General features: G+C 61.4%; 12 protein-coding genes. 2 read left to right on the top strand and 10 right to left on the bottom strand.

From position 1 onward, the window contains the following. Positions 1 to 26: 26 nt before the first annotated feature. Positions 27 to 287: a hypothetical protein gene (locus EH199_RS24550; protein WP_190287409.1), complete on the bottom strand. Its 261-nt coding sequence runs from the start codon at positions 285 to 287 to the stop codon at positions 27 to 29. Between the two features lie 220 nt (positions 288 to 507). Between EH199_RS24550 and EH199_RS23410 the strand changes: the two genes are divergently transcribed. Next, a complete protein-coding gene (locus EH199_RS23410) occupies positions 508 to 732 on the top strand; it encodes a helix-turn-helix domain-containing protein (RefSeq protein WP_124811454.1) in 225 nt (74 codons plus the stop codon). Between the two features lie 50 nt (positions 733 to 782). Here EH199_RS23410 and EH199_RS23405 read toward each other — a convergent pair whose 3' ends face one another. From EH199_RS23405 to EH199_RS23385, 6 genes are all read right to left on the bottom strand, one after another. Then, the gene (locus EH199_RS23405) at positions 783 to 1,103 is read right to left on the bottom strand and encodes a DUF736 domain-containing protein (RefSeq protein ID WP_124811457.1); all 321 of its coding nucleotides are present in this window, start codon (positions 1,101 to 1,103) and stop codon (positions 783 to 785) included. Between the two features lie 609 nt (positions 1,104 to 1,712). Next, the gene (locus tag EH199_RS23400) at positions 1,713 to 2,117 is read right to left on the bottom strand and encodes a hypothetical protein (RefSeq protein WP_124811453.1); all 405 of its coding nucleotides are present in this window, start codon (positions 2,115 to 2,117) and stop codon (positions 1,713 to 1,715) included. A gap of 144 nt (positions 2,118 to 2,261) precedes the next feature. After that, entirely contained in the window at positions 2,262 to 2,426 is a 165-nt protein-coding gene (locus tag EH199_RS24545; RefSeq protein WP_190287408.1) for a hypothetical protein, read from the bottom strand. A gap of 297 nt (positions 2,427 to 2,723) precedes the next feature. After that, positions 2,724 to 3,338 (bottom strand): 2-hydroxychromene-2-carboxylate isomerase, encoded by a 615-nt coding sequence (locus EH199_RS23395; RefSeq protein WP_190287407.1) that lies wholly within the window; start codon positions 3,336 to 3,338, stop codon positions 2,724 to 2,726. Between the two features lie 463 nt (positions 3,339 to 3,801). Then, positions 3,802 to 4,572, bottom strand: coding sequence for an SDR family oxidoreductase (locus tag EH199_RS23390; protein WP_124811451.1), 771 nt, complete (start codon positions 4,570 to 4,572; stop codon positions 3,802 to 3,804). Next, positions 4,572 to 5,228: an FMN-dependent NADH-azoreductase gene (locus EH199_RS23385; protein ID WP_223806896.1), complete on the bottom strand. Its 657-nt coding sequence runs from the start codon at positions 5,226 to 5,228 to the stop codon at positions 4,572 to 4,574. The genes EH199_RS23390 and EH199_RS23385 overlap by 1 nt, the downstream gene beginning before the upstream one ends. 91 nt (positions 5,229 to 5,319) lie before the next feature. On the opposite strand from EH199_RS23385, the gene EH199_RS23380 reads away from it, so the two are divergent. Further along, positions 5,320 to 6,222 carry a LysR family transcriptional regulator gene (locus EH199_RS23380; RefSeq protein ID WP_124811450.1) on the top strand — a complete coding sequence of 301 codons (903 nt, stop codon included), beginning with the start codon at positions 5,320 to 5,322 and terminating at the stop codon, positions 6,220 to 6,222. Between the two features lie 272 nt (positions 6,223 to 6,494). Here the strand turns inward: EH199_RS23380 and EH199_RS23375 are convergent, their stop codons facing one another. From EH199_RS23375 to EH199_RS23365, 3 genes are all read right to left on the bottom strand, one after another. Next, positions 6,495 to 7,412: a DUF2493 domain-containing protein gene (locus EH199_RS23375; RefSeq protein ID WP_124811449.1), complete on the bottom strand. Its 918-nt coding sequence runs from the start codon at positions 7,410 to 7,412 to the stop codon at positions 6,495 to 6,497. Between the two features lie 304 nt (positions 7,413 to 7,716). Then, positions 7,717 to 8,775, bottom strand: coding sequence for a toprim domain-containing protein (locus tag EH199_RS23370; protein ID WP_124811448.1), 1,059 nt, complete (start codon positions 8,773 to 8,775; stop codon positions 7,717 to 7,719). Between the two features lies 1 nt (position 8,776). Further along, on the bottom strand, positions 8,777 to 10,701 hold a 1,925-nt coding region (locus EH199_RS23365), incomplete at its 5' end, for a strawberry notch C-terminal domain-containing protein (protein ID WP_223806895.1).

The following is a 10,701-nucleotide window of genomic DNA, read 5'->3' as shown; positions in this document are numbered from 1 at the left end:
AAAAACGTTCTTTGACGTATCCATGCCTATGCGGGTAATTTGCTCCACGGGCGGCTCCCTTGATTGAGTCTTGCAACGCACTCACTCTGGCACATTGCGATGCCGTTGGGAGCCGTCCACCCCAACAGGGCAGGATCGATCCCAAAAACGATCTGCACAGCTTCGGTCCAGTCCGCACCTTCATCGGCGGCGTCAAGTAGCCGTAAATATGTGACAAAATGGCGTTCGTCATACGGCGTTACCGTATCCGAGAGGGGCGGGCTGTCTTCAAAAGGAACGATCGTCATGGTCCGAGCCTTCAGTTTCGACTCGTTTCTGCATCCACAGTCTTTTAGCACCAAGACCCACCAAAATGGGGAAAACTTGGCTTGTTCAACAACGGGCAGAGACTTGTACCTTTTCGCGGATAGCCCGTGCGCGTTGGCAGCCTGCTGAACCCAGCCGAACTCCAACCGTGAAGAGTATACTCCGTTGTTAAATACTCTGCAACGGTGGTGAGTTCGTGCAATGAAATTGCGCGAGGTCCTGGCTGCGAATCTGAAACGCTATCGGTTGGCGGCCGGCCTGTCGCAAGAGGAGCTTGCACATCGTGCTCATCTCGATCGGACTTATGTCAGCAGCCTTGAGCGTGGACGCTACAGTGCCTCGGTCGACAAGCTTGAGCATCTTTCCATAGCGCTCGGGATTGAAGCCTCAGAACTCCTTATGAGAGTGACGTCAGCAGACGAATGAGAATGCCGGAAGCCCCGCCCGGCAGGTGCCGGGCGGGGCTGGCTGTGCGGTCAGTCGCCGTTGGTGCGGCGAGCGCGCGACCAGATCAGATTGAAGCTATTGCCGTCTTCGTCATCGAAGAGGTTGGCAAAAATGGGAGCGGTGAAGCTGGGATCGTCGAGCTTGACCGAAAGATATTCGCGGCCTTCGTTGGAGGTCTTGGTCCAGGCGGCGCCGATTTCCGCGCGGCCGACGAAAACCCGGTGCGACGGCGCATTTTCGTTGTCGCTGGCTTCGGGGACGATGCGGACATTCTTCTGCTGCACCGACATGGTGACGATCTCGCCCTTGTATTCGTTGCCGGTCTTGGTGAAAGTTCCGATGTTGGCCATGATGCATTCCTTCAAGTTGGTCGAACCCGCGCCCATCGCGGCCTCGATGGCTGGTTGAAGGCAGGGGCTTGCGCCCGCTGCACCGGAACGGCCGAAACGCAGTGGAGGACGACGGCCAGACGGCTTTCTTGCCTCGCGAGGAATGGGCGGCACGCCCAGGGGAAGAAAGTCGGTGCAGACGGCGTTGCAGCAAGGGATCAAGCGGCGAAGCCATCCCCTGCCAACCAAAGCCATTGAAGAGGCGGCATTGGGCTCGGGTCACACTTGATCGGGAGCCATGGCACTTTCCGGACTTTCTAGACCGAGCTGCGATTGGGAAGGTGTCGTGATAGGGTGCGTTGCAGGTCGTCACCGCATCTCCAGACGTTGGCAACTGCGATGGGCCACTACGGGGTTGATCGAGAGCCCCGCATTCGGCTGGCATCGGCCCAGTACCTTACTGGTTGCGGATTCTCGGCCTTGCTCTGACCCCGCAACTGCCCAGACCAGCCCAACCCAAGACGAAGTCGGCAGGACTGCCGCTTGATCACAACGCCTGCCTCGTACCGGCAGGACCGGTCGTGCTAGCCTCGCCGGCAACTGCCGGACTGGGCTTGGAAATCGACGAATCTAGGGGCAGACTCGACTCCACTGCGTCCACGATGCAGCAGCGACGATCGTAGCGCCAAGCAGCGAGATAACGAACTGCCATGCGCTTGGCGGCATAGTCGCCACAGCGATGCCGTGGACTGCATGATAGCCCGCGACGGCAGCGGGCGTGGCAAAAGCGACACCGATCGCCGCCCGCGTCAGGTCGGACTTGGCGATGGCCAGTGCGAGTTGAGCAGCAGCGAGCAGGATGATCGCGGCGATAGCCGCAGCGGCGAGCGCAGCGATGATGCCGTTGCCACTGCGATAAAGGGCCGAACCGGCCAGAAAGGCAACAAACAGCGGCAAGGCATAGATCGAAAGGCGAAACAGAAGCGCGCAGCACAGAAATACTGCGACGATTATCAGGGCAAAGCCGATCAGCATGGCGTCCTCCTTGGAACCAAGGGCAAGGGACGCGCTCTCCACCTCCACCGCAGCGCAATGTGCAGGAAATCCATAGCAGAAATGCACATCGGCTGGAATACCCGATGGGCATCCAGCCAAGTGGCGAAAAGCGATGTGGCGCGGTCAGGGATTGAAAGGGTCATATTCGTGAATCACGCTGTCGTCATCGCCGTCGAATTCAGCCGTGGGAACGGCGGCGTAGCCGTTACCGGCGTGGAACAAGGTGACGCAGACCATCAGGATACGGGAGAGGCTCCAGGCGTGACGCTGTGCGATGGTGAGTGACATGTCCGAGCTCCTGTCTCGGAGCAGGGACCATCCCCGCTCGACAGGCCCCGGACAGACGGCGCAAAGCCGCAATCACCACGAAGGAGCAGCCGCAGTGGCCGCACGCAGAGCGTAGCGGACCCTTTACGGGTTGATTGAAGGAGGCTTGGGGTCGGCCAACGGATTGGCCGCAAAGAGCGGGGTGCGTCCAGGAACCCGAAATAGGGTCGCCCGACGATACTGGTATTCCCAACTGCAGGCCGAGTAGCTACTGATCTTCGCGGCGCTGCGCGATCCGGAATGCCGCTTTGTAAGGTCTTAAAACGGTCCTGTTTGAAGCAAGGCATGGCGCAGCAGCACTATGCGGTCATTGCCCCAGAACAGCCGTTGATTGACAACAAAGGTCGGCACACCGAACGCACCCTGCTCTATCGCTTTCGCCGTAACCCGCTCTCGCTCTTTCCATGTGTTCTCATCATCAAGTGCGGTTGCAAAGGCGTCTCGGTCCAGTCCTACCCTGCTAGCGCATGCGATACATACAGCGCGGTCCACGGCAGGCAGATCGTCGGCGAAAACCGCGCGAAGCAGTGCATGAGCGTAGGCCTCGGCGACGCCGAGCCCCCGCGCAGCCGTGCAGGCAAGCGAGAGCAGGTTGGGGTCAAGAGCAAGACGGCCATGCGGCTCGCGGAAGGGCACACCATAAAACGCCGCCCATGCTTCAGCGTCCTTCTGTCGATAGCCCCAGTCATATTGGCCGGAGCCATTCGTGCCGGCAAAGGGACTGCGCCCGCCATGCGCCGCCGCAATCAGCTGAGCGCTGTCTACAGCGAGCCAGTTAAACTTCACTCCCGTCTCGGCTTCGAGCGCAGCAAGCTGGGTCGAAGCGAGGTAGGAATAGCGGCTGCCAACGCCAAAATAGAAGTCTGCGATCAAGGCTGCAATTTCCCTGCAATGCTGACCGCTGCAACCTCGCAGCGGCGTTGCCACAATGCAACGCATACAGCGTCTGGAACCTTGCGAACAGGATATCGCTAGACCTTATGGACTGTCATTGTCACATGGCCTGAGCAACCCACTTCGATTGCAGGGGAACGCCGATAATTGCGAGTACGGCGTCAATTACCTTGAGTAGCGCCCCGCGCCGAGTGGCCGATAATCTGAGCATAAATCTGCCTCGATTGCGAGCGGCGCATGTTCGATTGCAAGCGTCTACACCTAGCCGCTCTATTCGACATGGGTTCGTTCCCGAAATACCATCGTTTTCGGGAAAGGCGGCAACGCAATGCGAAGGCAGCTCTCCCTTTCGGGTCATTGAAACCTGCCCGGCTGCTTCAATCGGAATTCGGCCACCAGCGGCATATCTCGTGTCGGCCCCTGAGCAGCCGTTTCGGTTGGCCTAAAGCGGCGGAAGACCGACGGCCGCGCGCCCTACGTAGGTCTTTATCGAGAAGTCGCCGCCATCATGCACGTGCGCAGCATCGCTCGTCAGCCACACGACCGCCTCGGCCGCCCATTCCGCCGGAATGTGATCCGACCATGCGAGCTTCGATACCGGGTTGAGCCCGGCTGCCGCGATCTCCCGCTGCAATTGTGTTGCGACCGTGCCCGGCGACAGGCCCACGCAGCGGATACCGTTGCCTGCTTCTTCCTTGTGCACACAACGCGTAAACATCAGCACGGCAGCCTTGGTCGAAGAGTAGTGCGACCAACCCTCCAACGGGCTGGTGGCTGCGCCCGACGAAATGTTGATGATCGTCCCACCACCGCTCCGCTTCATCACTGGCAGCACGGCGCGGGTGCAGTGAAACACGCCTTTGAGGTTGATGTCGACCGCGCGGCTCCAACCTTCCGGATCGGCGTCAGCAATACGGGCAATGGGATCGATCACCCCGGCGTTGTTGATCAGGATATCGATCTGCCCGAAGTGCTCGATCGCGCGGGCCATGGCCCAACTGACAGATTCCCAATCGGCCACATCGCAGGCGATCGCGAGCGCGCGGGGACCAATGGCAGCGGCGATGCTTTCGATCGCCGCGCCCGAGCGGGCGAAGAGTACCACGTTGGCACCCGCATTCGCGAGACGCCATGCGGTCGCCTCACCGATCCCGCGGCTCGCCCCGGTGACGATGGCTGTTTGGCCGGTGAGGTCGATATCATTGTTGAGCATCACGCTACTCCTTCGGACACAAAGTGACGCTCGATCTCGGCGAGCGCTGCGGCCATCGCCGCATCGACGGTTGTGGCATCGGCGGTGGTCGCTTCGACCGCGAAACTGGTGACATCTGTGATGCCGATGAAGTTGAGGATCAGCGTCAGATAGGGCCGCAGAAAATCGAAGCTGTTGAGAGCCCCGCCTTCGCCATAGCCGCCCGCGCCGTAGGAATAGGCGACATAGGCGCGCTTGCCTTCGACCAGACCGCGGAACGCGCCGTCCTCATAGGCAAAGGTTCGGCCTATGCGCATGATCTGGTCGATCCACGCCTTGAGCGCGGCAGGCGTGCCGAAATTGTAGATCGGGGTGGTGATGAGCAGCACATCGGCCGCTTCGATTTCGGCGATCAGGGTGTCGGACAAGGCGGTGGCGGCACGCAGGGCGTCGGTCATTGCCTCGGTCGGAGCGTAAAAGCCCTTGATGGTCGCATCGGCAATCGCGGGCAGCGGGTTCCCGCCGAGGTCGCGCTCGGCGCCGAGCCGCGCCCCGTGCGCCACCAGCCCCTTGAGCACAGCATCGCCGAGCGCGCGGCTGAACGACGCCTGTTCGGCACCTGCCAGGTTCGGTCCGGGACGGGCCGAGGCATCGAGTCTGAGAATGTGGGTCATCATGGTCTCCGTTTGTGAGCGAGACGAAGATGAAGCGTGCTCACTGTGACGGAAAGATTGCCAAACGCACTATATTCATGCGAAGGTTGCATTAATGAATGCGGATGATGTCTCGCTTGGTGCGCTCAGATGCTTCGTCGATGTCGCGACGGAGGGGTCTTTTGCAGCCGTCGCGCGCCGGCGGCTGGTCGATCCCTCGATCGTCTCACGCACCATCGCCGGGCTCGAGCGCGAACTGGGCTTCCGTCTGTTCGATCGCACCACGCGCCGACTGAACCTGACCGAGGCCGGTGCGATCTACCTGCAGCGCGCGGGCACGCTGGTGGCGGAACTCGAGGCTGCGCGCGCCGCAGCAAGTGATGTGCTGACCGAGCCTTCGGGCCTTGTGCGCATCACGGCATCGACCGCTTTTGGTGCCCATTGGCTCACCCCGCGCCTTCACCGCTTCATGCAGCTTTACCCGGAGATTTCCGTCGAGGCGGTGCTGACCGACGCAGTCGTCGATATCGCGGCAGAGCGTATCGACCTTGCCCTGCGGCTCGCAGTGCGGCCGAGCGGCGATCTGGTCGCTACGCGGCTGATGACGACGCGCTACCGGGTGGTGGCAAGCGCCGACTGGCTCGCCCGCAGCGGAAACCTTGCTGCGCCGGAGGATCTTGCGGCGATGTCATGCCTGCTGCTGACGCTGCCGGGCTACCGTTCGCAATGGTCGTTCCGGCGCGGTGGCGAGATCCGGCAGGTTCTGGTTCACGGACGGCTTGCGATCTCAAGCCCTCCGGCGATCCGCAGGGCTGCGTCGGATGGTATGGGGCCAGCGCTGCTTGCCGACTGGATGGTGTCCGAGGACCTTGCCAGCGGGGCGTTGGTGGATCTGCTCCCCCAATGGGAGGCGACCGCTGCCGATTTCGACACCGCTGCTTGGATCCTATATCCCTCCAGCGCCTACGTTCCGCGCAAAGTCAGGGTGCTGGTGGATTGGCTGAAGCAGTCCGTGTGAGGTTAGGGCTTGCAGACCTTTGCTCTCTTGCCCCCCTTCATTTCGAAGGGCAGCTCGTCTAACGATTAGCAGTTATTTGCTGCGAATCTGGGTGATCAAGAAAACAGCCAAGCAGCTATATTCCTCGATTAGTCACCAGTAGGCTTTCTATAGACGATCCCGTTGCGTTAAAGCGGCAGTTTTCTGACCTTCAGCACCAACAATTGAACGACCACGTTCTCGAGTAGTAGGAGGGATCAGGTCAAACATTGGGTGATGTGGACCGATAGTGCTCATTCAATTGCCCATACCGCAATTCCCATCTTGCGCGCCTTGTCGACGAGATTGGCGTTGATGCCATTTCCTGGACAGGCAACCACAGCCTTTGGCAAAGCTTCGAGGATCTGGTCGTTGCGACGGAACGGTGCGGCCTTCTTGAAGCGCTCCCAGTCTGGCCGGAACGGGACATGGGTGATCTTGCGATTGCGCGCCCAGAGCGAAGCAATGTGTTCGCCGCCGGTGGGATTGCCGCCGTGAAACAGGACCATGTCTGGATATTTGGCGAGCACCTTGTCCAGCACGGCCCATATCCGGCTGTGGTTCTGATACTCAGGTCCGGATGTGAACGCGATGCGGGTGCCTACCGGCAGCAGCGGTTCGGTTTCTGAGCGACGCTTCGCGGCTAGAAAATCCCGGCTGTCGATCATGGCGGCTGTCATAGTGCGATGGTTGACGAGTGACCCGGTACGCGGGGTCCAGGCTTTGCGGAAATGCGCTTCGAACTGGTCGCCGGCGGCATCGCGCATAAATTCCATGGCGTTGCGGCGTTCGATCAAGCCGGTGCCTTCGCGAAGCAGGCGTTCGAGCTCGACCGACATGACCTCGGAGCCATCCTGCTCGCGCTGGCTGCGCTTCTGGGCATCTTCGTTGTCGTCGAGTTCGCGCTGGATCCGGCCTTCGGCGCGGTGGAAGAGGTTGGCGAGCGACCAGCACAGGTCTTCCAGATCGGGTTCGAGCCTGGTGTCGATCATGGTGGCGATGAGGGCATCGAACATGTCGGCGACGGCGCCAGCGGCGATGCGTTCTTCGGGGAGCGGCCGCGGGTCGGCTTCGTCGGAGAAGGGGCGATAGCCGTAGAGGGCGATTTCATCGAGAAGATAGGCTGTGGCTGAGGTTTCGTGTTCGGGTTCTGAATCGGGCGTGATGGTCATTGCGTCGGTCCTTGGAGCCTTGGGACCGGGCACCTTGCCCGGCCTTTATGGGCGTCCCTCTGACCGGCTGACGCGAGGCTGCATCCGCATGGACCGAAGCGCAGCGGAGGATGGCGGACGGGCGGCTATTTTGGTTCGCGATGGAAAGGCGCGGATGCGCCGCCGGAAAATAGCCGCATGACCGCCATTGCGGCCTCGCGGCAGCCGGTCTCTCGGACGCCACTCGAAGAAGGCCGGGCTGGGCCAGGTCTTGGCTCAAGTCCTATGCACGCCGCCATCGCCGATCCTGCAACCCCGTATCGGCTCAGCCAATGTCGAGGGAAAAGCGTGTCTGATCCTGCTGTCGGAGATGATGGCGGACCCGTTCCGCCAGTGCAGCAACGCCATGCTGGCGGAGGTCGTCATTGAAGTCAGCGAGGTCCGGCATGAGTGATACGAGTTCGATCCCTCCTGCCTGTGTGCGCTCAGTCAGGACGCCAAACGCTGCGTCGCCTGCAGCATCGCGGTCGCGCGCGACATAGAGTCGCCGGAGTGTCGGCGGGAACAAGATCGCTGCAAGGTGGGCTGACGAAGTTGCGGCGACCATCGGCATGGTTGGCAGAATTTCGCGCAACGACAGCATGGTTTCGATGCCTTCGCCGGCGATCATGATATCATCCGCAGATCCGAACCTTACGGCGTTGCCGAGGATGTTGCCCATCGCTCTGCGCGGCGATGCGACTTTGGCCTTCGCGCTGCCGGATGGATCGAGCCAGGTGCGATGGGCGCCGGTCTCCACGCCGTCGTTGTCGGATACTGCTGCGATCAGCGCGGGGAAAGCGCCCGCAGTTGCTGGATCATCGTCCTCGTTTGGTCTGTAGTAGCATCGCGGATGAAAGCGCAGGGCTGGCAGGTCGGATACGCGTGTGATGCCACGTGACCGTAGGTAGGTGCTCGCGATTGATCCGGTCAGTGGTTTCGAGGCGGCAAACAGGCGTATGGCAGCGGTCGTGGATCCTGCGCGCGTCGGCTTGGCGAATGACGCGGCACCGCGCTGATCGTCCGAAGCCGATGGTGGCAGGCTGAGGAAGAGTTCGGCTTCCTCAATGGTTTCGGACAAACGCCCATGCCGCTGGTTGAGCCGGATGAGATCAACGAGATCGCCATGTTCGCCAGTTGCGGCATCGACCCAGTTGCCGATCGCGCCGCGTTCGGTTTCAAAAAGGCGAACGTAGAGACTACGCCCGGGCGTTCCCGCGACATCGCCAACCATCCAGTAACGGCCTTCGCGCCTGCCTGAGGGCAGATAATGGCGGCAAACGGCCTGCACGTTCTGTGCAAGCCGTTCTGACAAGTCTGCCGCACGCGTGGAGAGCTTTGCCATCTCAGGCAGCCTTTCGATCAGAAATTCGGGCCAAGGGGTGCCGTTCGAACAGCCGCTCGAGCACAGCCGACCCTGTCACCATGTCGTCAGGCACGAACAGACGCAGTTTCCAGCTGATGATCTCGGAGAAAAGCCCCATGGCCTTGAGCCGGTCGACCGCCGTCGAACCAAACCCGGTGAGTTCGATCCGGTTCACCTGCATGAGCCGAGCCCGGCGCAATTGCAGCCCATCGGCAAGGTCGAGCATGGCTAGGCCTTCCCGCAGCAACGCGATTGCCTGTGGTGGCGATAACACTGGCGCGTCTGGCCTGGCTGTCGCGCTCGCTGCCCATGCTGCGGACACCCTGCGGCCGACAATGCGGGTGCCATCGTCGGTCTGGAGCCGGTAGACACGCGTCGATTCCTCGGGAAGCTGTTTCCAGATGGGGAGCAACAGGCCGGTGACGATGTGCAGTTCGCTTGTCGTGAATTCATCGACTTGCACCACCTCGTCTTGCCAGATGGTCGCGAATGTCCTCTCGTCCACCTCCTGCCAGTGGGTCTCGGGAAGGTGGGTCAGGGCGAAGTTCAGCCGCTCCATTGGCCGGATCAGCCGGACACGGCGTTCAACCTCGCCATCGTCGAGCATGAGGCTGCGAGCGGGCAGCTGGACTGCAGCGCGCCGCGAGCGGGCATTGACCAACAGTCGCGCGCCAGGCTCACGCCGAAGTTGGAGCGCCCGCTCGAGCGAGACCGGCTGATTGCGTTGCTGCATTGCAATTGTAAGCAACCGGGTTTCTGCGCCGGTGGCCGGATGGACGTAGATCGGCTCGCTGGCTGTGACGGTGAAGCTGTCGGCGGTCAGCGTCTCCAGCCCGAGATCGTAACTGCCCGCCGCGATTGCGCTTTGCACTTTGGCGCCGAGCAACTGCTCAAACACCGTGAACAGCACATTCTGCATTTCGATGGTAAGCGCCAGCAGCCGGTTCAGGAAGGTCGTAATCGGCGGCAACTCGTCCTTGAGGCACCCGCTGCCGTCGGTCAGCGACAGGCCGGTCATGCTCTCAAAGGAGGCGAGCGAGCATTGCTCGACCTTTCCGGCATAGAGCAGCACATAGAGTTGGCGCAACGCATCGCGGGCATAGGGGCTTTCGAGATTGTCTTCGGGGCGGAACAGCCCCTGACCACCGGTCTGCCGCTGTCCGCGCGTGATCGCACCCAGAGTGTCGAGCCGCCGCGCGATAGTTGAGAGGAAGCGTTTCTCGGCCTGAACATTGGTGGCCACCGGCCGGAACAGCGGCGGCTGCGCCTGATTGGTGCGGTTGGTGCGGCCGAGGCCTTGGATCGCGGCATCGGCCTTCCAGCCTGCTTCCAGCAGATAGTGATGGCGGAGCCGCTGGTTCCTCGCGCCCAGATCGGCATGGTAGCTGCGTCCTGTGCCCCCGGCATCGGAGAAGATGAGGATTTGCTTGCGATCCTCCATGAACGCCTGCGCTTCAGCGAGGTTGGCATGAGCAGGCCGGTTCTCGACCGCGAGCCGCTCGCCATTCGCATCGACCTTGCGGACGATCCGGCGCGAACGGCCGGTCACCTCGGCCACCATATCTGTCCCGAACCGCTGCACGATCTGGTCGAGTGCGCCTTGTACCGGTTCCATCGATGCCAATTGCTCGATCAGCCGGTCGTGCCGCTGACAAGCCTCGCGGCACTGCACGACATTGCCATCCTCGTCATAGGCTGGCCTCGACGCGAGATTGCCGTCGCCGTCGGTGAAGTTCTCATAAAGCTGGGTCGGGAAGCTGTGGAGGAGGTAATCCAGAACATATTCTTTGCAGTCCGCGATTATGTCGAGTCCGGCAGCCGGAGGCTCGGATTTGCGTCGGTTCGTCATGATTTCACTCCAGATAATTACGGGTTCTTCGACCTCAACACGTCGAAGGAACCACC

Source organism: Novosphingobium sp. LASN5T, from assembly GCF_003856955.1.
GTDB lineage: Bacteria > Pseudomonadota > Alphaproteobacteria > Sphingomonadales > Sphingomonadaceae > Novosphingobium.
The sequence above is the reverse complement of the archived record's forward strand: the minus strand, read 5'-3'. Positions and strand labels throughout refer to the sequence as shown.

Excerpts from the sequence above, each read along its gene's own strand:
- EH199_RS24550 (WP_190287409.1), bottom strand. The coding sequence starts at position 287 with ATGACGATCGTTCCTTTTGAAGACAGCCCGCCCCTCTCGGATACGGTA.
- EH199_RS23410 (WP_124811454.1), top strand. The coding sequence starts at position 508 with ATGAAATTGCGCGAGGTCCTGGCTGCGAATCTGAAACGCTATCGGTTG.
- EH199_RS23405 (WP_124811457.1), bottom strand. The coding sequence starts at position 1,103 with ATGGCCAACATCGGAACTTTCACCAAGACCGGCAACGAATACAAGGGC.
- EH199_RS23400 (WP_124811453.1), bottom strand. The coding sequence starts at position 2,117 with ATGCTGATCGGCTTTGCCCTGATAATCGTCGCAGTATTTCTGTGCTGC.
- EH199_RS24545 (WP_190287408.1), bottom strand. The coding sequence starts at position 2,426 with ATGTCACTCACCATCGCACAGCGTCACGCCTGGAGCCTCTCCCGTATC.
- EH199_RS23390 (WP_124811451.1), bottom strand. The coding sequence starts at position 4,572 with ATGCTCAACAATGATATCGACCTCACCGGCCAAACAGCCATCGTCACC.
- EH199_RS23385 (WP_223806896.1), bottom strand. The coding sequence starts at position 5,228 with ATGATGACCCACATTCTCAGACTCGATGCCTCGGCCCGTCCCGGACCG.
- EH199_RS23380 (WP_124811450.1), top strand. The coding sequence starts at position 5,320 with ATGAATGCGGATGATGTCTCGCTTGGTGCGCTCAGATGCTTCGTCGAT.
- EH199_RS23375 (WP_124811449.1), bottom strand. The coding sequence starts at position 7,412 with ATGACCATCACGCCCGATTCAGAACCCGAACACGAAACCTCAGCCACA.
- EH199_RS23370 (WP_124811448.1), bottom strand. The coding sequence starts at position 8,775 with ATGGCAAAGCTCTCCACGCGTGCGGCAGACTTGTCAGAACGGCTTGCA.